The organism is Streptomyces sp. NPDC024632 (assembly GCF_055559175.1).
In genome coordinates this window covers 224,791-247,645 of sequence record NZ_JBVHLD010000006.1, presented here as the reverse complement: position 1 = coordinate 247,645, position 22,855 = coordinate 224,791, and the positions used below count along the sequence as shown (strand labels likewise).

Annotated in this window: 23 protein-coding genes; 6 read left to right on the top strand and 17 right to left on the bottom strand. The window is 73.5% G+C overall.

Going from position 1 to position 22,855, the window contains the following annotated elements; all coding sequences use genetic code 11:
- Positions 1 to 2: 2 nt before the first annotated feature.
- Both rimI and tsaB read right to left on the bottom strand, forming a co-directional pair.
- Positions 3 to 530 (bottom strand): ribosomal protein S18-alanine N-acetyltransferase, encoded by a 528-nt coding sequence (rimI, locus tag ACZ37P_RS15010; RefSeq protein ID WP_401309506.1) that lies wholly within the window; start codon positions 528 to 530, stop codon positions 3 to 5.
- 44 nt (positions 531 to 574) lie between these two features.
- Positions 575 to 1,240, bottom strand: coding sequence for a tRNA (adenosine(37)-N6)-threonylcarbamoyltransferase complex dimerization subunit type 1 TsaB (tsaB, locus tag ACZ37P_RS15005; RefSeq protein ID WP_467346717.1), 666 nt, complete (start codon positions 1,238 to 1,240; stop codon positions 575 to 577).
- A gap of 101 nt (positions 1,241 to 1,341) precedes the next feature.
- Here tsaB and ACZ37P_RS15000 point away from each other — a divergent pair, with 101 nt between their 5' ends.
- Positions 1,342 to 1,893: a hypothetical protein gene (locus ACZ37P_RS15000; RefSeq protein ID WP_355336785.1), complete on the top strand. Its 552-nt coding sequence runs from the start codon at positions 1,342 to 1,344 to the stop codon at positions 1,891 to 1,893.
- Between the two features lie 86 nt (positions 1,894 to 1,979).
- Here the strand turns inward: ACZ37P_RS15000 and ACZ37P_RS14995 are convergent, their stop codons facing one another.
- From ACZ37P_RS14995 to ACZ37P_RS14975, 5 genes are all read right to left on the bottom strand, one after another.
- Entirely contained in the window at positions 1,980 to 2,189 is a 210-nt protein-coding gene (locus ACZ37P_RS14995; protein ID WP_401855565.1) for a hypothetical protein, read from the bottom strand.
- 150 nt (positions 2,190 to 2,339) lie between these two features.
- Positions 2,340 to 2,939, bottom strand: coding sequence for a tRNA (adenosine(37)-N6)-threonylcarbamoyltransferase complex ATPase subunit type 1 TsaE (tsaE, locus tag ACZ37P_RS14990; protein ID WP_402711196.1), 600 nt, complete (start codon positions 2,937 to 2,939; stop codon positions 2,340 to 2,342).
- Between the two features lie 11 nt (positions 2,940 to 2,950).
- Complete coding sequence (locus ACZ37P_RS14985; protein WP_355336783.1) at positions 2,951 to 4,174, bottom strand: alpha/beta fold hydrolase; 1,224 nt, start codon at positions 4,172 to 4,174, stop codon at positions 2,951 to 2,953.
- Positions 4,159 to 5,346, bottom strand: coding sequence for an alanine racemase (gene alr / locus ACZ37P_RS14980; RefSeq protein ID WP_401309252.1), 1,188 nt, complete (start codon positions 5,344 to 5,346; stop codon positions 4,159 to 4,161). The genes ACZ37P_RS14985 and alr overlap by 16 nt, the downstream gene beginning before the upstream one ends.
- Before the next feature lie 410 nt (positions 5,347 to 5,756).
- Complete coding sequence (locus ACZ37P_RS14975) at positions 5,757 to 6,317, bottom strand: TetR/AcrR family transcriptional regulator (protein ID WP_467346713.1); 561 nt, start codon at positions 6,315 to 6,317, stop codon at positions 5,757 to 5,759.
- Between the two features lie 78 nt (positions 6,318 to 6,395).
- On the opposite strand from ACZ37P_RS14975, the gene ACZ37P_RS14970 reads away from it, so the two are divergent.
- Both ACZ37P_RS14970 and ACZ37P_RS14965 read left to right on the top strand, forming a co-directional pair.
- On the top strand, positions 6,396 to 7,169 hold the full coding sequence (locus ACZ37P_RS14970; RefSeq protein WP_467346712.1) for an SDR family oxidoreductase: 774 nt from the start codon (positions 6,396 to 6,398) through the stop codon (positions 7,167 to 7,169).
- 27 nt (positions 7,170 to 7,196) lie between these two features.
- Positions 7,197 to 7,565, top strand: coding sequence for a VOC family protein (locus ACZ37P_RS14965; RefSeq protein ID WP_467346710.1), 369 nt, complete (start codon positions 7,197 to 7,199; stop codon positions 7,563 to 7,565).
- Between the two features lie 12 nt (positions 7,566 to 7,577).
- Here the strand turns inward: ACZ37P_RS14965 and ACZ37P_RS14960 are convergent, their stop codons facing one another.
- The 3 genes from ACZ37P_RS14960 to ACZ37P_RS14950 all read right to left on the bottom strand — a co-directional run bounded on the left by ACZ37P_RS14960 (position 7,578) and on the right by ACZ37P_RS14950 (position 11,686).
- Positions 7,578 to 9,191, bottom strand: coding sequence for a M48 family metalloprotease (locus ACZ37P_RS14960; RefSeq protein WP_467346708.1), 1,614 nt, complete (start codon positions 9,189 to 9,191; stop codon positions 7,578 to 7,580).
- A 518-nt stretch (positions 9,192 to 9,709) separates the two neighbouring features.
- Positions 9,710 to 11,149: an NAD(P)H-hydrate dehydratase gene (locus ACZ37P_RS14955; RefSeq protein ID WP_467346707.1), complete on the bottom strand. Its 1,440-nt coding sequence runs from the start codon at positions 11,147 to 11,149 to the stop codon at positions 9,710 to 9,712.
- Between the two features lie 168 nt (positions 11,150 to 11,317).
- Positions 11,318 to 11,686 carry a holo-ACP synthase gene (locus ACZ37P_RS14950; protein ID WP_355340163.1) on the bottom strand — a complete coding sequence of 123 codons (369 nt, stop codon included), beginning with the start codon at positions 11,684 to 11,686 and terminating at the stop codon, positions 11,318 to 11,320.
- A gap of 139 nt (positions 11,687 to 11,825) precedes the next feature.
- On the opposite strand from ACZ37P_RS14950, the gene coaA reads away from it, so the two are divergent.
- Together coaA and ACZ37P_RS14940 are read left to right on the top strand one after the other, a co-directional pair.
- Positions 11,826 to 12,827: a type I pantothenate kinase gene (gene coaA / locus ACZ37P_RS14945; RefSeq protein ID WP_391050427.1), complete on the top strand. Its 1,002-nt coding sequence runs from the start codon at positions 11,826 to 11,828 to the stop codon at positions 12,825 to 12,827.
- An 80-nt stretch (positions 12,828 to 12,907) separates the two neighbouring features.
- Positions 12,908 to 13,840: a DUF389 domain-containing protein gene (locus ACZ37P_RS14940; protein WP_355340169.1), complete on the top strand. Its 933-nt coding sequence runs from the start codon at positions 12,908 to 12,910 to the stop codon at positions 13,838 to 13,840.
- A 31-nt stretch (positions 13,841 to 13,871) separates the two neighbouring features.
- Here ACZ37P_RS14940 and glmM read toward each other — a convergent pair whose 3' ends face one another.
- From glmM to ACZ37P_RS14920, 4 genes are all read right to left on the bottom strand, one after another.
- Positions 13,872 to 15,230, bottom strand: coding sequence for a phosphoglucosamine mutase (glmM, locus tag ACZ37P_RS14935; protein ID WP_355340172.1), 1,359 nt, complete (start codon positions 15,228 to 15,230; stop codon positions 13,872 to 13,874).
- A gap of 250 nt (positions 15,231 to 15,480) precedes the next feature.
- Positions 15,481 to 15,996 (bottom strand): 30S ribosomal protein S9, encoded by a 516-nt coding sequence (gene rpsI / locus ACZ37P_RS14930; RefSeq protein WP_188283331.1) that lies wholly within the window; start codon positions 15,994 to 15,996, stop codon positions 15,481 to 15,483.
- Between the two features lie 39 nt (positions 15,997 to 16,035).
- Complete coding sequence (rplM, locus tag ACZ37P_RS14925) at positions 16,036 to 16,479, bottom strand: 50S ribosomal protein L13 (protein WP_355340175.1); 444 nt, start codon at positions 16,477 to 16,479, stop codon at positions 16,036 to 16,038.
- 309 nt (positions 16,480 to 16,788) lie between these two features.
- On the bottom strand, positions 16,789 to 18,411 hold the full coding sequence (locus ACZ37P_RS14920; protein ID WP_391050425.1) for an ABC-F family ATP-binding cassette domain-containing protein: 1,623 nt from the start codon (positions 18,409 to 18,411) through the stop codon (positions 16,789 to 16,791).
- A 136-nt stretch (positions 18,412 to 18,547) separates the two neighbouring features.
- On the opposite strand from ACZ37P_RS14920, the gene ACZ37P_RS14915 reads away from it, so the two are divergent.
- On the top strand, positions 18,548 to 20,044 hold the full coding sequence (locus ACZ37P_RS14915; protein WP_467346703.1) for a hypothetical protein: 1,497 nt from the start codon (positions 18,548 to 18,550) through the stop codon (positions 20,042 to 20,044).
- Here the strand turns inward: ACZ37P_RS14915 and truA are convergent.
- From truA to ACZ37P_RS14900, 3 genes are all read right to left on the bottom strand, one after another.
- Positions 20,034 to 20,906 carry a tRNA pseudouridine(38-40) synthase TruA gene (gene truA, locus ACZ37P_RS14910; protein ID WP_355340183.1) on the bottom strand — a complete coding sequence of 291 codons (873 nt, stop codon included), beginning with the start codon at positions 20,904 to 20,906 and terminating at the stop codon, positions 20,034 to 20,036. The two genes, ACZ37P_RS14915 and truA, sit on opposite strands and share 11 nt — an antisense overlap.
- Before the next feature lie 155 nt (positions 20,907 to 21,061).
- Positions 21,062 to 21,613, bottom strand: a complete 552-nt coding sequence (gene rplQ, locus ACZ37P_RS14905) for a 50S ribosomal protein L17 (RefSeq protein WP_355340186.1) — start codon at positions 21,611 to 21,613, stop codon at positions 21,062 to 21,064.
- A 176-nt stretch (positions 21,614 to 21,789) separates the two neighbouring features.
- Positions 21,790 to 22,812, bottom strand: a complete 1,023-nt coding sequence (locus ACZ37P_RS14900; RefSeq protein WP_033177813.1) for a DNA-directed RNA polymerase subunit alpha — start codon at positions 22,810 to 22,812, stop codon at positions 21,790 to 21,792.
- Positions 22,813 to 22,855: the final 43 nt, after the last annotated feature.

Genomic DNA, 22,855 nt, shown 5'->3' with positions numbered 1-22,855 from the left:
TCTCAGTTTCCTGTACGGGTGGGAGGCGGGGCGGCCGGGTCGGTTTCGTCGGTCTGCGCGAAGGCGGCGGGGGCGACGGGGGTGGCGGCCGGGTCGGCGAGCCGCATGACGAGGGCGTCCACGTTGCCCGGCTGGTAGTAGCCCTTGCGGAAGCCGATCGGCTCGAAGCCGAAGCGCTGGTAGAGCCGCTGGGCGCGGGTGTTGTCGACCCGTACCTCCAGCAGCACCTCGTGGCACTCGGCGTCGGTGGCGGCGCGCAGCAGCGTGCTGAGCAGCCGGGCGCCGAGCCCGGTGCCCCAGTGGTCGCGGGCGGCGGCGATGGTCTGCACATCACCCGTTCCAGCGATGGCGGCGAGCCCCGCGTAGCCGACGAGCCGTCCCCCGGCGTCCTGCGCGACCACGTAGAAGCGGGTCGCGGCCGGGTGCCGGGCGTCGGCCAGCTCCGACCAGAACATCGCGCGCGACCAGGCGTCCTCGGGGAACAGGTCGTGTTCCAGGGCCAGTACGGCGTCCAGGTCCCACCAGCGCATCTCGCGCAGCGTCACGGCGGTGGCGCTCGCGTGAGCGGCCCCGGTCACTTCGGCAGTACCGCCTTGTACCCGGCGGGCACCTGCGCGTCCGGCCGCCGCAGGTACAGCGGCAGCGGCGGGTCGAAGGGCTCGTCGGCGGCCAGCCGGTACGCGGCCAGCGCCGCGAGCGCGCCCGCCGACTGGTCCTCGGTGCCCTGACGGCGGTCGGTGAAGACCTCCGGGTACAGCGCGGCGCCCGCGCCGACCGACGGCAGGCCGCGTACCGCGTCCGCGATGTCGGCCGGGCGGTCCACGGCGGGCTCGCTGGCGCGGTGCCGCGGGTCGTCGTAGCGCGCCCAGTACACCTCTTTGCGGCGGGCGTCGGTGGCCACGGTGAACGGCCCGTCGAGCCCGGCCGCGCCCGCGGCCCAGGCCAGCCCGTCAAGGGTGCACACGCCGTGCACGGGGACGCCCAGCGCGTCCCCGAAGGACGCGGCCGTCACCAGGCCGACGCGCAGCCCGGTGTACGGTCCCGGGCCGACGCCGACCACGACGCCGGTGACGTGGGCGAGCGTACGGTCGGCGGCGACCAGGACCCGGTCGATCGCGGGCATCAGCAACTCGCCGTGCCGGCGCGCGTCGACGACGGTCGACTCGGCGAGGACCCGCTCCCCGTCGTGCAGGGCGGCGGTGACGGCGGGTGTGGCGGTATCGAAGGCAAGCAGCAGCACGTCCCCAAGGGTACGGCGCGCGCCCGTACGGTCGTGGCCGCGGGCGGCGCGGCTGCTACCGTCAACCGGGAGCATGTGCGAACCCCATCCGGAGGACAACCGTGGCGCGGATCAAGTCGAGCACCCTGGTCTCGGGGCTCACTGCGGCTGCCCTGGTCGTCATCGCCGTGCTCGCCGCGCAGGCGGCGGGCTCCGCGCCCGACCAGCCGCCGCAGGCCAGGCCCTCCACCTCGGCCGTGAAGTCGCCCAGCACGAAGCCGACGCCGAAGACGTATCCGCTGCCCGCCGCCTCCGGCACCGGCAGGCGCGTGGTCTACAGCATCTCCGCCAAGCGGGTGTGGCTGGTCGGTGACGCGGAGAAGGTCGACCGCACCTACGCGGTGGTCGCGGGCAATGTGGCGCCGAGCGTGGGGATACACCGCGTCTTCTCGCGGCGCGCCTCCGGCATAGGAGGCGACGGCGCCCAGGTCGAGCACGTGGTGCTCTTCGCGACGACCGACGGGATAAACGTCGGCTTCAGCGCGGCCGCGGACGGGTCGCTGGCGAAGCCTGATCCCTCGAAGCAGACGGCGGCGATCCGCGAGACGCGGCTCGACGGCACGGCGCTGTGGCAGATCGCGACGATCGGCAGCAGTGTTTTCGTCGTGAAGTAGGCACGCCGTGAAGTAGCCGCGCGGAGTAGCCGCGTCCTGAAGTAGCCGCGTCGTGAAGTGGCCGCGCTGTGCAGTAGCCGCGCGTCTCACGCGCCGGTTTCTGCCTCCGGCGCGTCCGTCGTCCTGCCCGTCGCCGTGGTGACCGGCGCGTCCGCCGGCGCGGGCTCCTCGCCGTCGTCCGGCGGGGTCGACAGTGTGCGGGCCGCGGCTCCGGCGGCCAGCAGGGCGCCGACGTTGGGCGGCGGGGTGTCCCGCCGCGGGTCCCGCGTGTCCTGGGTCCGGATCTGGGCCGGCATGTGCGCCTCCCCGAAGAGACGTAGTTAGGGCGCCCTAACCAGGTACCCGCAACCAGCAGACCACGCCCGGCCGCCCTCGCGCAACATCTTGCCGACAGCCTGTCGGAACGGAGGGCGGAGCGGGGGCCGAACGGGGGATCGGAGCGAGGGTCAGGCGCGCAGCGCGGTGAGGTCCTGGCCGGTCCAGCGCGGGCCGACGCCGGTGACGGTCACCTCGCGTACGTCGTCGCCCTCGCCGTCCCCGTCCGCCGGGGCGCCGACCGTACGGGCGATGACGACCTGGAGCCGCGCCTCCGACAGCTCCTCGACCTTGCCGTCGCCCCACTCCACGACGACCACGGACTCGGGGAGCGACACGTCGAGGTCCAGGTCCTCCATCTCGTCCAGACCGCCGCCCAGGCGGTACGCGTCCACGTGCACCAGCGCGGGACCCGCGGTCAGGGAGGGGTGGACGCGGGCGATCACGAAGGTCGGGGAGGTGACGGCGCCGCGTACGCCCAGACCCTCGCCGAGGCCGCGGGCCAGCGTGGTCTTGCCCGCGCCCAGCTCGCCGCTGAGCAGCACCAGGTCGCCGGGGGCGAGCAGCGCGGCCAGGCGGCGGCCCAGGTCGCGCATCAGGTCGGGGGTGGGGACGGTGATCCCCACGGAGCCCGGTTCGTGCGGTGTCGCGCCGCGCCGCACCGCCTCGTGCTCGGCGGCGTTCTGCGCGGCGGTCTCGTGCGGCGGCGTGGCATCGTGCGGTGTGGCCATGAACGCGAATGTTACGCGTCGGCGGCCGTCGTACGGGTCGACGCCCGCGCCGCCGCCAGGTCGCGCAGCACCTGCGGGACCGGTGCGCGCACCGAGTCCGCGGCCTGCGCGATCAGCAGCGCGAGCGCCGCGTTCACCACCTCGGGGCGCTCCATGATGACCAGGTGCCCCGCGCCCTCCACGATCACCAGTTCGGCGTCCGGCAGCTTCTCGGCGATCTCCGTACTGTGCGCGCTCGGCGTCAACAGGTCCTTGTCCCCCGCCAGTACGAGACCGGGCAGCCCGTCGAGCACCGACAGCGCGTCGCCCTTGTCGTGGTCGGTGAACGCCGGATAGAACTCGGCGACCACGTCGATCGGCGTCGACTCGATCAGCCGCTCGGCGAACCGGCCGACCGCCGGGTCCACGTCGGAGCCGAACGAGTACCGCTTGATGATCCCCGCGAACAGGTCGGCGGTGGCCTGCCGCCCCCGCTCGACCAGATCCGCCTGGCTGCCCAGCGCCCGCAGCACCGCGGGCGCCAGCGCCCGGAACGCCCGCGCGCCCGCGGCGGGCAGCCCCAGCGTCACCGCGGCCAGCTTCCCCGCCGACGTCGAGACGAACGCGACGCCGACGACCCGCTCCTCGACGTACTCGGGGAACTGGTCGGCGAACGCCATCACCGTCATCCCGCCCATCGAGTGCCCGACCAGCACCACCGGGCCCTCGGGCACCGCCGCGTCCAGCACCGCCTTCAGGTCGCGGCCCAGCTGGTCGATGGTGGCGGGCCCGCCCGCCACCTGGTCCCGGCCGCGCTCGCTGCGGCCGTGACTGCGCTGGTCCCAGTACACCGCCCGTACGGTGCCGCGCAGCGCCGCCCGCTGGAAGTGCCAGGAGTCCTGGTTCAGGCAGTACCCGTGCGAGAACACCACCGTCACCGGCTGCGGCGCCTCGGCGCGGCGGCGCAGCCAGCCGCGGCTGCGGCGCGAGGGCGGTGTCTGCGGCTCGGGCTCGGGCGGCGCGACGTCCTCGGTCTCGTAGTACAGCTCCGTGCCGTCCTCCGCCGCGACCGTGCCGGGCTGTCCGCGCAGCGTTCCGTACGGGCCCGCCGAGTCCAGCGCCAGCCGGGCGCGGCGGCGCATCCCGCGGCCGACGGTCACCCGCTCGATCGCCACGCCCGCCGCGGCGCCCGCCGCGACCACCCCGATCGCCGCGCCGACCAGCCCTGCCTTCTCCCACTTCACGCCTTCTGGCACGGTGCTCCATCGCTGTCGCCTGCGCCGGGACCGGCGCCTTCCCCCACGTATACCCGCGGGACCCGCGCGCCGATGCGGGTGACGATCTCGTACGCGATCGTGCCGCACGCCCGTGCCCAGTCCTCGGCGGTCGGCTCGCCCTGGTCGCCGGGGCCGAACAGCACCGCCTCGTCGCCGGGCTCGGCCGCGTCGCCGCCGAGGTCCACCACGAACTGGTCCATCGCGACCCGGCCCGCGACCGTCCGCCACTTGCCCGCGACCAGCACCGGGCCCGTGCCCGAGGCGTGCCGCGGTACGCCGTCCGCGTAGCCCAGCGGCACCAGCGCCAACGTCGTCTCGCCCGGCGTCACGTACTTGTGCCCGTAGCTCACCCCGTGCCCGCCCGGCACCCGCTTCACCGACGCCAGGCGGCCGACGACCGTCATCACCGGCCGCAGCCCGAAGTCCGCGGAACCGCCGATCTCGGGCACCGGCGAGATGCCGTACATCGCCACGCCCGGCCGCACCAGGTCGAAGTGCGCCTCCGGGAGCGTCAGGGTGCCCGGCGAATTCGCGAGGTGCCGCACCTCGGGGGTGAGGCCCGCCGCCTCGGCCTGCGCCAGGGCCTCCTTGAAGACGTTCAGCTCCCGCTCGATGGAGGGGTGGCCCGGTTCGTCGGCGCAGCTGAAGTGCGCCCACACTCCTGTCACCCGGATCAGGCCGTCGCGCTCGGCCGCGCGGGCCCGTGCGACCAGTTCGGGCCACTGGGCGGGCTGGGCGCCGTTGCGGCCGAGGCCCGCGTCGATCTTGAGCTGCACTCTGGCCGGGCGGCCGGCCGCCTCGGCCGCCGCCGTGGCTTCGCGGAGCGCCCACATCGCGCTCACCGTCACGTCGATGTCGGCTTCGACGCACTCCTGCCAGGGCCCTCCGGGGGTCCACAGCCAGCACAGGGTGCGGGCCTTCAGGCCCGCTGCCCGCAGGGTCAGGGCTTCCTCGGGGGTGGCCACGCCGAGCCAGGTCGCTCCGGCCTCGACGGCCGCCTTGGCGCACGGGACCATTCCGTGGCCGTAGGCGTCGGCCTTCACGACGGCCATGAACGCGGCCGTGGGTGCCTTTGCGCGCAGCGCTCTCACGTTTGCTCGCAGCGCGGTCAGGTCCACTTGTGCCCAGCCGCGCATCCGCTTCTCGTCCATTGCGGTCAGTGTCTCAGGTCGGGTGCTGGGCGTTGTCTTTCCCGCCCGCCCGCCCACCCGTGCGGGTGCTTTCTTCGTCTGCGGGTGCCGCTTGTGCCTGGGCCGGTGCCGGTCCGGGGCACCTCCTCGGGCGACGAACGTGCACGCACTTCGATGACGTCCAGCCCCTTGTCTGTTCGTCCCCCTGCGGGGGCACCCCGGCCCGTCCCCTCCCGGTACGTCGGCGTCCGCCCGCCGGTGGGGGTGGGGGGGGGAGGGGGTGGGTGGGCTTGGGTACGTCGGTGGCCGACGGTCCGGTGGGGGTTGCCGGGCGGGGTGGGTGGGCTCGGGTGCGTCGGCGGCCGACGGTGCGCTGTGGGGGCGGGCCTGGCAGGGGCCGCGGGGGCCGTTCGTGATTCGTCGGACAGGCGCTAGGCGGGGAGGCGGAGGCCGTTGTAGAGGAGTGAGGCGATGCGTACGGCGTCGTCCTGCCAGCCTTCGGAGCGCAGGCCGCAGATGCCGCCGAGGGCGCGGAGGAGGAGGCGGCCGCTGACGTCCTCGCGGATGAGGCCGGCGGCGGCGCCGGCGGTGAGGAGGTGGTCCAGGGCACGGGCCATCTCGGCGCGGGTGTCGTCGAAGACGGGCGAGTCGGTCGCCATGATGCTCTCCAGCACTTCGCCCATGCCGCGGCCGACCGCCGCGTGCTCCACGAGCAGCAGGAGGAAGGCGCGCAGGGCTTCGTCGGGGGCGTGCTGGGCGAGCAGCCGGGAGGGGGCCGCGCAGAGGTCGGCGACCTCTTGGCGGTACACGTCGGCGACAAGGGCTTCGCGGGTGTCGAAGTGGCGGTACAGCGTGCCGACGGCCACACCGGCACGGCGGGCGATCTCCTCGACGTGGGCGTCGTCGTCGGAGAGGAGTGCTTCGCGCGCGGCGGCGAGGAGCGCTTCGCGGTTGCGGCGGGCGTCGGCGCGCAACGGGCGTGGTGACGGCAACAGTCCTCCATAAGGTGAATCGGACTCCGCTTGTGTACAGTTTCCGGAGTCGGGTTCACTTTACTGGGGAGAACGTCCGTGACGATCGAGAACGAGGGGCTTGACGGCCTGCGTGTGCTGGTGACCGGCGGCAGCCGAGGGCTCGGGGAGGCGACGGCCCGCCGCTTCGCCGCCGCGGGCGCCACGGTACTGACGGCCTCGCGCACCGCGCCGCCGGACGACCTGGACGCCGCCTTCATCCCGGCCGACCTGCGGTCCGAGGAGGGGGTGCGGGAGCTGGGGCAGCGCGTGCTGGACAGCGTCGGAGGCGTTGACGTCCTGGTGAACAACGCGGGAGCCGCGACCGGGCCGATGCCGACTCTGGAGCGGTCCGACGCGTCGTGGCTCGCCGACCTGGAGATGAATCTGCTCAGCGCGGTCCGGCTCGACCGGGCGTTGGTTCCGGGGATGGTCGAGCGCGGCTCGGGCGTCGTGGTGCACGTCTCGTCCATCGCCAGCCACCTCCCCCAGCCCGCCGAGGCGTCGTACGCCGCGTCGAAGGCGGCGCTCAACGCCTACAGCCGCGAACTGGCGACGGCGGTGGGCGGCCACGGCGTACGCGTGGTGTGCGTGCTGCCGGGCTTCGTCGTCACCGAGGGAGCCGCCGACCACCTCCGGCGGATGGCCGACAGTGAGGGCATCGGCGTCGACGACGTCACGCAGCGGATCGTGGAGCACCTGAAGCTGCCGATGGGACGGCCCGGCGAACCCGAGGACGTCGCCGAGATGATCGCGTTCCTCGCGTCCGACCGCGCCAAATGGCTCACCGGCGCCCAGTTCAGGGTCGACGGCGGCATCATCCCCACCGTCTGAGCCCCAGCGATTCCGAGGAGAGACACCGTGACCTTCAGCCTGACGTCACTGATCGTGGACGCCGCGGACCCGGAGAGCGAAGGCGCGTTCTGGCACCGCCTGCTCGGCGGCTCGGTCGCCCGGACGGCCACGCACCACTTCCTGCGCAGCGACGGATTCCCCGTGCTCGTGGTCCAGCGGGTTCCGGGGCATGTCGTGCCGCGGTGGCCCGACGGGACCTCCCAGCAGATGCACTTCGACCTCGCGACGGACGACATGGAGAGCGCCGACACGCGGGTGCTCGCGGCCGGCGGCCGCCGGCTGCGGCCGACCGGCGACGTCGGCCCCGCCGACCGCGAGGGCGCCCGGGTCTACGCCAGTCCGGCCGGGCACCCCTTCTGCGTTCGCCCGGCCTGACCCCCGCGACGGCTACGGGACGACCTCCCGGTCGGCGGCGGCAAGGAGCGTCCGGAGGGGGGCCGTGTCGGGGGTGTCGGCGATGGCCGCGTCGATGGCGTCGTCCATGCCGTTCTCCCAGGCCGGCGGGAGAACAAGTCCGGGGCGACCCGTCCAGGCGATGTCGGGGGCGGCGAGGCCGGACTCGATGAGACGGAGCTGGATGAGACCGGCCAGCCCGTCGAAGACCACGGGCCGGATGAAGTTGCGCGCCGACGCGCCGGTCAGGCGGCCCGCCTGCGGCGGCTTGGGGATACGGTCGGCGATCGCCATCCACAGCAGGCCGTGGTCGAAGGCGTCGAGCACGTCCTCCAGGGTGGGCAGATCGGTGTCCGTCACCGTCTCGGAGGAGGCGCGGCGGGACGTACGGGCCGCGCCGTCCTGGTCCGGCGACTCCGCGCGCAGCGCCCTGGCGACCGCGAGCAGCAGCGGTCGGGACCAGCCCTCGGCATCCGCCGAGGCGCGGGCCATGACCAGGTCGTCCCAGGCCAGACGCGGGCGCTCGGCCGCCTCCGGGGGCAGCGTGCGCGCCTCCAGAGCGGCGAACACCTGGCCCTGGTCCCGCAGCAGGGACAGCGCGTTCGCCTCCCCCTCGGCCCCGTCCGTCCTGCCGTCGGCGGGCAGCCGCTCGATCCGGGCTATCCGATCCTGGAGCGGCGGGTGGGAGTCGTACGGGTGCGGCTTCGGCGGACGCCGACCGTCCGCGAGCGCGGCGAGCCTCTCCCCCGGCCGGGCGGCGAGCAGTCGCGAGAATCCGCCGAGGACCTCGCCGACCGGAGGCAGCGCCCCCACGGGGCCGCCCATCCCGGCGTACGTGTCCACGTAGTGGTCGTACGCGGCGTCGATGACCGGCATGGCGCGCAGCGCGCCGACCGTCGCGTCACGGCCCGCGTACCGGGCGGCCGACTCATCGGCGGCGAACTCCTGCTGGCGGGCGACGGACTGCGAGGTCCGCAGGAACATCCGGGCGTAGCCGACGTAGACGGCGCCGACCACGTAATGCATCCGCGTGGTGCCCTCGCTGAACACCTCCACCGTGTGCAGTACGGCCGCCCGGCCGCGCAGGGTGAGGCCGCCGAGCCGGGTGTCGCGATTGCCGTAGTGGCCGAACTCATGCGCCAGAACGGCCCGCAGCCGGGGCACGGTCAGCCCCGCGAGCAGCGGCAGGCCCAGCAGCAGACGGCGCCGCCCCGGCAACAGGCCCAGCAGACGGCTCTGTTCCGCCACCCCCGCGTTGACCTCGGAAACCAGGTACAGCTCGTCCGGCGCCCGCTCCCCCGCCACCTCCGCCGCCGCCCGCACCTGCTCCCACAACTCGGGCTGCTCCTGCGCCGTGACCGCCACCCCGTCCGGCACCGACCCCAGCCGCCCGGCCCGCAGAAACGCCAGCATCCCCCGCACGATCGCCACCGCCACCAACGCCGTGACCATCAAAATCGTGCCCTCGAACCACGCCGCCCCCGCCGCGAACCACCGCGTCACCAGCAGCCAGTCCAGCGCCGCCATCGCCGCCAACAGCACAAACCCCAACAACACGAACCCGACCAGCAACACCAACGCGCGCACAGCACGCAGCCGGAACGTCATCGACAATCCCCCCACAGGACCAGCCCACCCCCACCGGCACACCCCGACAAGGCCCGCAGATCCTACCCCCCACCCCAAGCCCCCCCGATCCCCCGCCTCACCTGCCCCCCCCCGGACCGTCGGCCGCCGACGCACCGGAAGCAGCCGAGCCCCCACCCACCCGCCCCGCCACCACAGCGGACCGCCGGACACCGACGCACCCGAGCCCACCCACCCCCCTTCCCCGGCCACCCCCACCGGACAGGCGGGCGCCGACGTACCCAAGCCCACCCACCCTCCCCGGCACCCCCACCGGACAGGCGGACGCCGACGTACCGGGAGGGGACGGGCCGGGGTGCCCCCGCAGGGGGACGAACAGACAAGGGCTGGACGTCATCGAAGTGCGGACACGTTCGTCGCCCGAGGAGGTGCCCCGGCCCGGCACCGACCCAGGCACAAGCGGCACCCGCAGACGAACAAACACCCGCACGGCATGGGGGTCCCCCCGCCGAAGGTAGGGGGAGGGCGGGAAAGACAAGCTAAAGGCTGCGCCACGCAGTGGGAACGGCGGCGGCCACATCCAACGCCGCAAGCGGCGCTCCCCCCGACCCCAGCCGCGCAGCAAGCCCATGCAGGTACGCCCCACAAGCAGCCGCGTCCATCGGCGCAAGCCCCGCCGCGAGCAACGACCCCGCAAGCCCGGACAGCACGTCCCCACTCCCCGCCGTCGCCAGCCACGCGACCCCCGTCGGATTGACGCGAACGGCCGCCCGGGGCGACGGCGAAGCCACCAACGTCGTGGCCCCCTTGAGCAGAACGGTCGCACCGAACCGCCCGGCCAGCCCCCGCACGGCGTCGAGGCGCCGCGCCTCGACCTCCTCCCGCGCCCAGCCGAGCAGCGCGGCGGCCTCCCCGGCGTGCGGGGTGAGGACGGTGGGGGCGCTCCGCTCCCGTACGGCGGCGGGCGAGAGGAAGCGCAAGGCGTCGGCGTCGACGAGGACCGGCACCGAGGTGGCGAGCACGTCGGTGACGGCCTGCCGCGCCTCCGGGGAGTCGCCGATGCCGGGCCCGACCACCCAGGACTGAACGCGCCCGGCGCTGTGCGGGGACCCGGTGGACACCAGCACCTCGGGGTGCCGGGCGAGCACGGCGTCGCCGCCGGGCCCGACGTAGCGCACCGCCCCGGCACCGCCCCGCAGCGCGCCGGAGACGGCGAGGACGGCGGCCCCCGGATACCGCCCGGACCCGGCGACGACGCCGACGACACCGCGCCGGTACTTGTCGCTCGACTCCCCCGGCCGCGGCAGTGCGGCGGCGACGTCCGCGTGCTGGAGCGCCTCCAGTTCGGGTTCGCCGAGGTACGGCCCGAGGCCGATGTCGACCAGTCGGGGCGCCCCGGCGAAGGTGGCGGCCGGGTCGATGAGCAGCCCCGGCTTGTACGTACCGAAGGTGACGGTCGCGTCGGCGTGCACGGCGTCCCCGAGGACTTCCCCGGTGTCGGCGTCGACGCCGCTGGGCAGGTCGACGGCGACGACGAGGGCGCGGGAGGCCCCGGCGGCCTCGGCGAGCGGTACGGCGCCGGGCCGCAGCCCGCCCTTGCCGCCGATGCCGACGATCCCGTCGAGCACGAGGTCGGCCCGCCCGATCAGCGCCTCGGCGTCCTCCGCGGCGGCGGCGCGGCCCCCGGCGGCCAGCAGGGCGGCGAGGCCGCCGCGGTGGGCGCGTTCGGGGGCCAGCAGCACGGCGTGCACGGCGGCGCCGCGGCGGGCCAGCCGGGCACCGGCGTACAGCGCGTCACCGCCGTTGCCGCCGCTCCCGGCGAGGACGACGACGCGCGCGCCGTACGTACGCCCGAGCAGGTCCCGGCACGCCGCCGCGAGCCCGGCCGCCGCGCGCTGCATGAGCGCGCCCTCGGGCAGCCGGGCCATCAACTCGCCCTCGGCGGCCCGTACGGTCTCCACCGCGTGCGCGTACCTCATGGAAAGTCCTCCGGCAGGGCTCGACGGAAACAGCCTCAACGGACACTACGCGCCCGGCGCGCGCCCAGCCCCCCGACCAGGCGCACCGGCGCACCCAGCCCCCCCGACCAGACGCGCCAGACGCGCCAGACGCATCCGCCCGGCCCGCCCCCGCCACCCGCCCGCGGGTCAGCCCTCCGCGATGACCACCGCGGACGCGACCCCGGCGTCATGGCTGAGGGAGACGTGCCAGCCGCGTACCCCCAGCTCCGCGGCCCGCGCGGCCACGGTCCCGGTGACGGTCAGCCGGGGCCGGCCAGACGGCTCCGTGGTGATCTCGGCGTCGAGCCAGTGCAGCCCGGCGGGAGCGCCCAGGGCCTTGGCGAGCGCTTCCTTGGCCGCGAACCGGGCGGCCAGCGAGGCGACACCGCGCCGCTCGCCGGTCGGCAGCAGCAGTTCGCCGGGGAGGAAGAGCCGGTCGGCCATGCCGGGCGTGCGCTCCAGGGCGGCGGCGAAGCGGTCGATCTCGGCGACGTCGATCCCGACCCCGACGATCACTGGCCATCCCCTTCGCCCGACGTGCCGTTCATGCCGGCCAGCTTAGGCCGTGCCCCCACCCGCCGTGCCCCCACCGGCACGCGCACCCCCGCCCGCGCGCCGCACCCCCGCCCGCGCTCCGTACACGCACGTCTGGACAATGGGGCCCGTGCCGACGACCCCAGCCGCGACCAGCCCCTATGTCGACCTGACCCGCGAGGAGTGGAGTGCGCTGCGCGAGCGCACGCCGCTGCCGCTGACCGCCGAGGAGGTGGAGCGGCTGCGCGGCCTGGGCGACGTGATCGACCTGGACGAGGTGGTGGACGTCTATCTGCCGCTGTCCCGGCTGCTGAATCTGTACGTGGCCGCGCACAACCGGCTGCGCGGCGCGCTGAACACCTTCCTGGGGGACGCGGTGGGGGCGCCTCCGCCGAAGGCAGGGGGAGGGCACCACGCGCAGCCGGGGACGCCGTTCGTGATCGGGGTGGCGGGCAGTGTGGCGGTGGGCAAGTCGACCACGGCCCGGCTGCTCCAGGCGCTGCTGGCCCGCTGGCCCGAGCACCCGCGGGTCGAACTGGTCACCACCGACGGCTTCCTGCTGCCCAACGCGGAGCTGCACCGGCGCGGCCTGATGTCCCGCAAGGGCTTCCCCGAGTCGTACGACCGCCGCGCGCTGACCCGCTTCGTGGCGGACGTGAAGGCCGGCCGCGACGAGGTCACCGCGCCGGTCTACTCGCACCTGATCTACGACATCGTGCCCGGCGAGACGCTGACGGTCCGCCGCCCGGACATCCTCATCGTGGAGGGCCTGAACGTCCTCCAGCCGGCGCTGCCCGGCAAGGACGGCAGGACGAGGATCGGCCTGGCCGACCACTTCGACTTCAGCGTGTACGTGGACGCGCGCACCGAGGACATCGAGCAGTGGTACCTGGGGCGGTTCAGGAAACTGCGCGAGACGGCCTTCCAGGACCCGCACTCGTACTTCCGCAAGTACACCCAGGTCTCGGAGGACGAGGCGCTGGAGTACGCCCGGCTGATGTGGCGCACCGTCAATCAGCCCAACTTGCAGCAGAATGTGCTGCCCACCCGCAGCCGGGCGACGCTGGTGCTCCGCAAGGGACCGGGGCACAAGGTGCAGCGCCTGTCGCTGCGCAAGCTCTGACGCCGGCCACCCCGGCGCCGGTCACATGACGCGGCTCGCCCGACGCGGCCGCCAGATGTCGAGGAAACGGGAGCCCCGCCGTGCTGCACCTGCGGATGATCGTGCCCGCCGACCGCACCGAAGAGGTCGCCCGACTGGTCGGCGCGACCCTCGGCGCCACCCATCTGACGGTGATGCGCGGCGCCGCGTACGACCCGCTCGGCGACGTGCTGACCTGCGACGTGGCGCGGGAGGCGGCCGACGGCCTGCTGGCCGGGCTGCGTGAGCTGGGCGTGGCGGAGACCGGTTCGATCGCGGTCGAGAACATCGACCTGACGCTGTCGACGAGCGCGGAGAAGGCCGAGGAGGACGCGCCGGGCGAGGGCGCGGACGCGGTGCTGTGGGAGTCGCTGGTCGAGGAGACCCACGAGGAGTCGACGCTGACGGTCACGTACATCGCGTTCCTGACGGTGGCGACGATGCTGGCCGCGTACGGCGTGATGCTGGACAGCTCGATCCTGATCGTCGGCGCGATGGTGGTCGGGCCGGAGTTCGGGCCGCTGGCCGGGATCTGTACGGGGGTGGTGCGGCGTCAGCGCCGCCTGGTGGGGCGGTCGGTGGCGGCGCTGCTGATCGGCTTCCCGGTGGCGATGCTGATCACCGGCGGGTTCAGCGATCTGATGAGCCTGTTCGGGCTGTTCACGCAGGCGCGGTTCGACGCGCCGCACCCGGCGACGGAGTTCATCTGGCAGCCGACGTGGGATTCGTTCGTCGTCGCGTTCCTCGCCGGGATCGCCGGAATCCTCTCCCTGACCTCGTCCAAGTCGGGCGCGCTGGTGGGCGTGGCGATCTCGGTGACGACGGTGCCGGCCGCCGCGAACGCCGCCCTGGGGATCAGCTACGGGGCCTGGGGCGAGGCGTGGGGCTCCACCTTGCAGCTCGTGATCAACCTGGCGGGCATCGCGGTGGCGGGCACGTTGACGCTGCTCGCCCAGAAGTGGCTCTGGGCGAAGCGGCACGTACCCGCCGGCTGACGACGTACGGTCGGCCCCCGCGCGGGGCGGCTCAGCCCAGGGTGGACTTGACGACGTCGGCCAGCCGCCCGGCGACGGACTGGGCGTGGTCGATGTCGGCGGCCTCGACCATCACGCGCACCAGCGGCTCGGTGCCGGAGGGCCGCAGCAGGACCCGGCCGGTGGTGCCCAGCTCGGTCTCGGCCTCGGCGACGGCGGTCAGCAGCTCGGGCGTGGAGTCGACGCGGCTCTTGTCGACGTCCGGCACATTGACCAGCACCTGCGGCAGCCGCACCATGACCCCGGCCAGGTCGGCCAGGGTGCGCTTGGTGGCGGCGACGCGGGCGGCCAGCAGCAGACCGGTCAGGGTGCCGTCGCCGGTGGTGGCGTGGTCGAGCACGATGACGTGCCCGGACTGCTCGCCGCCGAGCGCGTACCCGTGCTCCTTCATCGCTTCCAGGACGTAGCGGTCGCCGACGGCGGTCTGCACCATCTCGATGCCTTCGCGTTCCATCGCCAGCTTGAAGCCGAGGTTGGACATCACGGTGCCGACGACGGTGTTCTCGCGCAGGGCGCCGCGCTCGCGCAGCGACAGGGCGAGGATCGCGAGGATCTGGTCGCCGTCGACCTCCTCACCGGTGGCGTCGACGGCCAGGCAGCGGTCGGCGTCGCCGTCGTGCGCGATGCCGAAGTCGGCGCCGTGCTCGACCACGGCGGCCTTCAGCAGCTCCAGGTGGGTGGAGCCGCAGCCGTCGTTGATGTTGAGCCCGTCGGGCTGGGCGCCGATGGTGATGATCTCGGCACCGGCGCGCGAGAACGCCTCGGGCGAGACGCGGGAGGCCGCGCCGTGCGCCTCGTCCAGGACGACCTTCAGGCCGTCGAGGCGGTTGGGCAGCACCGCGATGAGGTGGGCCACGTACTGGTCGAAGCCCTCGTCGTAGTCGCGGACCCGGCCGACGCCGCCGCCGGTCGGGCGGTTCCAGGGGGCGCCGGTGCGGTGCTCCTCGTAGATCGCCTCGATCCGCTCCTCCAGCTCGTCGTCGAGCTTGTGGCCGCCGCGCGCCAGGAACTTCACGCCGTTGTCCGGCATCGCGTTGTGGCTCGCGGAGAGCATCACGCCGAGGTCGGCGCCCAGCGCGCCGGTGAGATACGCCACCGCCGGGGTGGGCAGCACACCGACCCGCAGGACGTCCACGCCCGCGCTCGCGAGGCCCGCCACGACGGCCGCCTCCAGGAATTCGCCCGAGGCGCGCGGGTCGCGCCCCACGACCGCCACCGGCCGGTGGCCCGCGAAGCTGCCCGCTTCGCCGAGCACGTGTGCCGCCGCGACCGACAGGCCGAGAGCAAGCTCGGCGGTGAGGTCGGCGTTGGCCATGCCCCGCACGCCGTCGGTGCCGAAGAGTCGTCCCACAGTGTTTCCTCCGATGATCCGTGCGGTCGTGCGGCCGTCCCGGGACGCGACGATCCCTGCGCCGCCGGGCCTCCCGTGCCCCGCGGTCCGCGCCCCCGGTGCGGGGACATGGCTCCACCATCCAGGGCTCAGAGCCATATCAACAGACAAATGTGCCGATTCCCAGGAATGCGAACGCCTCGGAGGCACAAAGTGTCTCCGAGGCGTTCGATGCGCCCGGCGCGGGTTTGGTTCCCGCGCCGGAGGCGACTTAGCGCTTGCTGAACTGCGGGGCCTTGCGGGCCTTCTTCAGACCGGCCTTCTTCCGCTCGACCGCGCGGTCGTCACGGGTCAGGAAGCCGGCCTTCTTCAGCGGGCCGCGGTTGTTGTCCACGTCCGCCTCGTTGAGCGCGCGGGCGACGCCCAGGCGCAGGGCACCGGCCTGGCCGGAGATGCCGCCGCCGCTGATGCGGGCCACGACGTCGTACCGGTTGTCCAGCTCGAGCACCTTGAAGGGCTCGTTGACTTCCTGCTGGTGCACCTTGTTGGGGAAGTAGCCCTCAAGGGTGCGGCCGTTGATCTTCCACTTGCCGCTGCCCGGAACGATCCGGACACGGGCGATGGACTGCTTGCGGCGGCCGGTGCCGGCGGCCGGCTGCGGGTCGCCGAAGCGCGAGGCGAGCGACTCGGAGGTGTACTCCGACTCGGGGGTCTCGGACTCGAAGGTCGTGATCTCCTCGAAGGTCTCTTCACCCTCGACGACGGTCTCGGCAGTGGTCTCAGCCACGATTCTCCTCAGATTCTTTCTGGTAGCTGGTGGCCGGTACTACTGCGCGACCTGGGTGATCTCGAACGGCACCGGCTGCTGGGCAGCGTGCGGGTGCTGGTCGCCCGAGTAGACCTTCAGCTTCGAGAGCATCTGACGGCCCAGGGTGTTCTTCGGGAGCATGCCCTTGATGGCCTTCTCCACGGCCTTCTCCGGGTTCTTGTCGAGCAGCTCGTCGTAGCGCACGGAGCGCAGGCCGCCCGGGTACCCGGAGTGGCGGTACGCCATCTTCTGGGTCTTCTTGTTGCCCGACAGGTGCACCTTGTCGGCGTTGATGATGATGACGAAGTCACCGGTGTCGACGTGCGGGGCGTAGATGGGCTTGTGCTTGCCCCGCAGGAGGGTCGCGGCCTGGGTGGCCAGACGGCCCAGGACAACGTCCTGCGCGTCGATTACGTGCCACTGGCGGGTGACATCGCCGGGCTTGGGGCTGAACGTACGCACGGTCGCCTTCGCTTCTTCAGTGATGGTGTCTCCACGAGCCCGTGAGGGGCCGGGGAAACGGGTCCTTGTACAAGGCCACCCGGACGATCAGGCCAGCCCTGGCGGCATTCGGGGACGCAACCCGTCTGCCTGCCGCTGGTCATCGGCCCGGTGGACCGGCGTAAGGGCCCCTCACGTGAGATAGAGCAAGCCAATACGCATAACGACATCGAAGAATACCCGCGCGCCCCCGTACGGGTCAAAACGCGTCGGATTCCCGGGCCGGGAGGGGCCGTTCGGGACCCGTGGGGACCGGGCGTCCGCCGGGCCCTACCGCTTGCGCTCGACCCGCCGCTCGTCCCAGACCGGCTCGGTGGACTCCCTGACCAGACCGTCGGACCCGAAGACCAGATAGCGGTCGAAACTGCGCGCGAACCACCGGTCGTGCGTCACCGCGAGCACCGTGCCGTCGTACGACTCCAGGCCCTCCTGAAGGGCCTCGGCGCTCTCCAGGTCGAGGTTGTCCGTGGGCTCGTCCAGCAGCAGCGCGGTGGTCCCGGCCAGCTCCATGAGCAGGATCTGGAAGCGGGCCTGCTGTCCGCCGGAGAGCTTGTCGAAGGGCTGGTCGCCCTGCCGCTCCAGCTCGTACCGCCGCAGGACGCCCATGGCGCGGCCCCGGTCGTGCGCGTGGTCGCCCCACAGGATGTCGACCAGGGTGCGGCCGAGCAGTTCCGGGTGCGCGTGGGTCTGCGCGAAGTGGCCGGGCACCACCCGCGCGCCGAGCTTGAACGTCCCGGTGTGCGCGACGCTCCCGTCCCCGGCGAGCAGCCGCAGGAAGTGCGACTTCCCCGACCCGTTGGAGCCGAGCACCGCGACCCGCTCGCCGTAGTAGACCTCCAGGTCGAACGGCTTCATCAGACCGGTCAGCTCCAGCTTCTCGCAGGTCACCGCCCGTACCCCGGTACGTCCGCCGCGCAGCCGCATCCGGATGTCCTGCTCGCGCGGCGGCTCCTGCGGGGCGCCCGCGTCCTCGAACCGCTTCAGCCGGGTCTGCGCCGCGTGGTAGCGGGACGCCATGTCGGGGCTGTTCGCCGCCTGCTGGCGCAGCCGCAGCACCATCGCCTTGAGCTTGGCGTGCTCCTCCTCCCAGCGCCGCCGCAGCTCCTCGAAGCGCGCGAAGCGCTCCTTGCGGGCCTCGTGGAAGGTGTCGAAACCGCCGCCGTGCACCCACACCGTGGACCCGGCCGGGCCGGTCTCGACGGCGACGATCTTCTGCGCGCTGCGGGCCAGCAGCTCCCGGTCGTGGCTGACGAACAGCACCGTCTTCTTGGTGAGGGCGAGCTGCTCCTCCAGCCAGCGCTTGCCCGGCACGTCCAGGTAGTTGTCCGGCTCGTCGAGCAGCAGCGTCTCGTCGGGGCCGCGCAGCAGGGCCTCCAGAACCAGCCGTTTCTGCTCACCGCCCGAGAGCGTCTTCACCTCGCGCCACTGCGCCCGCTCGTACGGCACGCCGAGCGCGGCCATCGTGCACATGTCCCACAGGGTCTCGGCCTCGTAGCCGCGCGCCTCGGCCCATTCGGCCAGGGCGTGCGCGTACGCCATCTGCGCCGGTTCGTCGTCCTGCGCCATGATCGCCAGCTCGGCCGCGTCGACCGCCTTGGCGGCGGTCCGGATCCGCGGGTGCGCGACGGAGACCAGCAGGTCACGTACGGTGCGGTCGTCGCGGACGCTGCCGACGAACTGCCGCATCACCCCGAGGCCGCCGCTGACCGTGACCGTGCCGCCGTGCGGCTTGATCTCGCCGGAGATCAGCCGCAGCAGCGTGGTCTTGCCCGCGCCGTTGGCGCCGACCAGCGCGACCACGGCGCCGTCGCCCACCCGGAACGAGACGTCGCCGAGCAGCGCCCGCCCATCCGGCAGGTAGTACTCCAAGTGCGCTGCTTCCACATGTCCCATGTCCTGGATTCTCCCTGTGGGGCGCGATCCGCCCCAACTCGTTTTCGTGAGGTCTCCACCGGCGCGTTCACCGGTGCGTTCTCCGGTGTGTTCACCGGAATATGTGCGCGGCCTGACCGGCAATATGATGCGCGGCATGACTGATGGGCCCGGACAGCAGCCGCAGCCTCCGCAGGAACCCCCCACGAGCGCCCCCGAGGGCGAGCGCGAGGTCCTTGAGGGACGCGTCATCCCCTCTCGGCCCCAGCCGCGCCACGCCGCCGCCCAGGCACCCCCGCAGCAGCCGTCGCCGTACGACGCGCAGGCGCCGCAGGGCCCGCAGCCGCCGTCGGGGCCGGCCGCCGACCAGCCGGCCGGGCCGCCGGGGGGCTACGCGGACGACCCGCGGCGCGGGTTCCGCCACGAGCCGGGACAGTCGCAGCCGCAGGCGCCGTCCTCCGGTCCCGCGTGGTCGCCGCAGGCCGAGCAGCCGGGCGCGTACCAGGTACGGCCCGGCGTCCCCGGCCAGGGCGCGGCCCGGCCGCACGCCTCGCTGCCGCCCGCCGCCGCGGCGCCGAGTGCCGCCGAGACCCCCGCGGCTCCCGCGCCGCCGCCCGGCCCCGCCCCCGCGCGGCCCACCGGCCCGACAGGCCCGCGGCCGACCGCCCAGGGCGCACCCCGGAGCACGCCCCAGGCCCCCGCCCAGGGCGCACCCCGAAGCCCGTCGCAGAGCCCCCAGGGCGCCCCGCAGGGCGCGCCCGGCATGGGCACCCACCGTCAGCCCTTCCCGCGCCAGCAGCGCGGCGCGGGACAGCGTCGGCAAGGGGCGCACACGCCCGCCTCAGGGCCGGGCGGCCCGCCCTCGGCCGGGACACCCGACTGGGGCGCGCTCGCCGAGCAGCAGGCCGCCAGCGGCGCCAAGCGGCGCAAGCTGATGATGCTCGGCGGCGGGATCGTCGCCGTCGCGGTGATAGCGGGCGGCGTCGCCACCGCCGTCGTCATGTCGGGCGGCTCGGACGACGAGCCGGTGGCCGGGCCGTCCTCGGCCACCAGCGGCGCCACGTCGCAGTCGCCGCTGCCGCCCGCGCCCTCGTTCTCCTCGGTCGCTCCCCCGCCGCCGCCCAACCCGCTGGACTTCATCTCCAGCGCCGCCAAGGACACCGCCCCGATCACCGTGGGCGGCCTCTTCCCCGGCAAGCAGTTCCGGATCGGCGGCAACGTCTACTCCCAGACCGCCGCCGCCACCACCGCCAAGTGCGCCGACGGCGCCCGCAGCGAGCTGGCCGCCGCCCTCACCGCCAACGGCTGCCGCAAGCTGATCCGCGCCACCTACGTACGCGGCGGCGTGGCCGTCACCGTCGGCGTCGCCGTCTTCGACGACACCGCCCACGCGGCGAAGGTGCAGAAGACCGCCCACTACCTCGGCCCGCTCAACGGCGGCGGCATCAAGGACTTCTGCCACGCCGTCGCCTGCCAGATGACGTCCAACGCCGTCGGCCGCTACGCCTACTTCACCATCTCCGGCTTCAAGACCGGCAAGACCCTCACCAAGGCCGACACCACCGCCAGGCAGGCCGCCAACGACGCCTCCGACTTCGCCTTCCAGCGCGTCATCCAGCGCGGTCGCGACGCCGCGAGCGCCGCTACCCCGTAACGGCGGCAGCGGGCGCGGCGGGGGCGCACGGCAGGGTCCGTCTGTTGCGGGCCTCCACCGAGCGGGCGGCCAGCTGGTCGTCCGCCGGGTAGCCGACCTCTTCCAGGGTGAGGCCGTGCGGGCGCAGGACCTTGACGGCGGAGTGGCGCTCGCGCCCGGCCAGGACCTCGCCGGGGAAGCCGACCGGGCGGTGGCCGTCACCGACCAGGATCATCGCGCCGATCAGCGCGCGCACCATGTTGTGGCAGAAGGCGTCGGCGCGGACCGTGGCGACCGCGAGACCGTCGGCCGTACGCTCCCAGCGCAGGTCGAGCAGGGTGCGGATGGTCGTGGCGCCCTCGCGCTTCTTGCAGTACGCGGCGAAGTCGTGCTCGCCGAGCAGGAGTTCGGCCGCCGCGTTCATCCGGTCGACGTCCACCGGACGGTCGTGCCACAGCACGTGGCCGCGCAGCAGCGGGTCCACACCGCCGGGGTGGTCGCCGACGCGGTAGGCGTACCGCCGCCAGACCGCCGAGAACCGCGCGTTGAACCCGGCGGGTGCCGCCGAGACGTCCCAGACGCGTACGTCCCACGGCAGCCGTCCGGCCAGCCGCCGGCGCAGATTGCCGCCCTCGGCCGCCCACACGTCCGCGGGCAGGTCCACATGCGCCACCTGCCCGCGCGCGTGCACCCCGGCGTCGGTGCGCCCCGCGACGGTCAGCTCCACCGGCTCCGCCATCCGCAGCACCGTCGGGATCGCCGCCTCCAACTCCCCCTGCACGGTCCGCCGGGTGCGCTGCTTGGCCCACCCGGAGAAGTCCGTACCGTCGTAGGCCAGATCCAGCCGCACCCGTACGGCGCCGGGCGCCACCTCGTCGCTCACGCGCGCATTCCTCTCAGCGGGATCAGGGAACTCTGGGGACTCTGGGGACTCTGGGGACTTCGGGGGCCGGGATCGCGGGGACCAGCGGAACGGGCCCGTACCCCTCCGGCAGAGGGGTACGGGCCCGCGGGGTCGCTCCCGGGGTCTCAGAACGCTCAGGCGTCCTTGGACTCCTTGGGCTCCTCGTCGGCCGGAGCGGCGTCCTCGACCGCGTCGTCCGCGGTCTCGGGCGTGGCGTCCGCCGGCTCGGAGTCCTTCTTGAGGTCGGCCAGAGCCTCGTCACCGGCGCGGTCCTTGGCGGAACGCTTGGTGGCGGCCTCGGCCTCGCCCGTGGCGGCCTGCGCCACGGTCAGCGCCTCGACCAGCTCGATGACGGCCATCGGCGCGTTGTCGCCGCGGCGGTTACCGACCTTGGTGATCCGGGTGTAGCCACCCGGGCGGTTCTCGTACCGCGGCGCGATCTCGGTGAAGAGCGTGTGGACGACGCTCTTGTCCGTGATCGTCTGCAGCACCTGGCGACGGTTGTGCATGTCGCCCTTCTTCGCCTTGGTGATCAGCCGCTCCGCGACCGGACGCAGACGGCGCGCCTTGGCCTCGGTGGTCTTGATCCTGCCGTGCTCGAACAGCGACTTCGCGAGGTTCGCGAGCAGCAGCTTCTCGTGCGCGGCGCCGCCGCCGAGGCGGGCACCCTTCGCGGGCTGAGGCATGGTCTTTCTCCTTCTCCGCTGCACCGGCCGTACGAGGTACCGATGTCAGTGCGAACTGGCGGCTGCCAGCTCGATGGGGGTCCGGGGCGGGGCCCCGGTGCCCTCCCCGTTCGGTGCGAACCGGGAAGGCGCCCGGCGACGGCCGGGACCAGGGGTCCCGGCCGCGCCGGAGGCGATCAGTACTGCTCGGTCTCCACGAAACCGGCGTCCACGTCGTCGTCGGCGCCGAAGGCGTCGGCGGCGGCGGTGGGGTCGAATCCGGGCGGGCTGTCCTTGAGGGCCAGGCCCATGCCGGCCAGCTTCGCCTTGACCTCGTCGATCGACTTCGCGCCGAAGTTGCGGATGTCGAGCAGGTCGGCCTCGGAGCGTGCCACGAGCTCACCCACGGAGTGGATGCCCTCGCGCTTGAGGCAGTTGTAGGAGCGGACGGTGAGTTCCAGCTCCTCGATCGGCAGCGCCAGGTCAGCGGCCAGGGCGGCGTCCGTGGGGGACGGGCCCATGTCGATGCCCTCGGCGTCGACGTTCAGCTCGCGGGCCAGGCCGAACAGCTCGACCAGGGTCTTGCCCGCGGACGCCATGGCGTCACGGGGGCGCATGGCCTGCTTGGTCTCGACGTCGACGATCAGCTTGTCGAAGTCGGTGCGCTGCTCGACACGGGTCGCCTCGACCTTGTAGGTGACCTTGAGCACCGGGCTGTAGATGGAGTCGACCGGGATGCGGCCGATCTCCTGGCCCTGCTGCTTGTTCTGCACCGCGGAGACGTAGCCGCGACCGCGCTCGACGGTCAGCTCCATCTCCAGCTTGCCCTTGGCGTTCAGGGTCGCCAGGACCAGGTCGGGGTTGTGCACCTCGACACCGGCCGGGGGCGCGATGTCGGCGGCGGTGACGACACCCGGGCCCTGCTTGCGCAGGTACATCACGACCGGCTCGTCGTGCTCCGAGGAGACGACGAGCTGCTTGATGTTGAGGATGACGTCGGTCACGTCCTCCTTGACGCCCGGCACGGTGGTGAACTCGTGCAGGACACCGTCGACCCGGATGCTGGTGACAGCGGCACCGGGGATCGAGGAGAGGAGCGTACGGCGGAGCGAGTTGCCGAGGGTGTAGCCGAAGCCCGGCTCCAGCGGCTCGATCACGAACCGGGAGCGGAATTCGTCGACGACCTCTTCGGTCAACGAGGGACGCTGAGCGATCAGCATGAGTGTCGGTCCTTCATTCGTGGGCGCCCGCTATTTGACGCCC

What these genes read in the sequence shown, in the direction of transcription:
- ACZ37P_RS14900 (WP_033177813.1), bottom strand. Translation starts at nt 22,812, where the DNA reads ATGCTGATCGCTCAGCGTCCCTCGTTGACCGAAGAGGTCGTCGACGAA.
- ACZ37P_RS14920 (WP_391050425.1), bottom strand. Translation starts at nt 18,411, where the DNA reads ATGGGACATGTGGAAGCAGCGCACTTGGAGTACTACCTGCCGGATGGG.
- alr (WP_401309252.1), bottom strand. Translation starts at nt 5,346, where the DNA reads ATGGACGAGAAGCGGATGCGCGGCTGGGCACAAGTGGACCTGACCGCG.
- ACZ37P_RS14955 (WP_467346707.1), bottom strand. Translation starts at nt 11,149, where the DNA reads ATGAGGTACGCGCACGCGGTGGAGACCGTACGGGCCGCCGAGGGCGAG.
- coaA (WP_391050427.1), top strand. Translation starts at nt 11,826, where the DNA reads ATGGGGCCCGTGCCGACGACCCCAGCCGCGACCAGCCCCTATGTCGAC.
- ACZ37P_RS14915 (WP_467346703.1), top strand. Translation starts at nt 18,548, where the DNA reads ATGACTGATGGGCCCGGACAGCAGCCGCAGCCTCCGCAGGAACCCCCC.
- rplQ (WP_355340186.1), bottom strand. Translation starts at nt 21,613, where the DNA reads ATGCCTCAGCCCGCGAAGGGTGCCCGCCTCGGCGGCGGCGCCGCGCAC.
- rimI (WP_401309506.1), bottom strand. Translation starts at nt 530, where the DNA reads ATGCGCTGGTGGGACCTGGACGCCGTACTGGCCCTGGAACACGACCTG.
- ACZ37P_RS14995 (WP_401855565.1), bottom strand. Translation starts at nt 2,189, where the DNA reads ATGCCGGCCCAGATCCGGACCCAGGACACGCGGGACCCGCGGCGGGAC.
- ACZ37P_RS14960 (WP_467346708.1), bottom strand. Translation starts at nt 9,191, where the DNA reads ATGACGTTCCGGCTGCGTGCTGTGCGCGCGTTGGTGTTGCTGGTCGGG.
- tsaE (WP_402711196.1), bottom strand. Translation starts at nt 2,939, where the DNA reads ATGGCCACACCGCACGATGCCACGCCGCCGCACGAGACCGCCGCGCAG.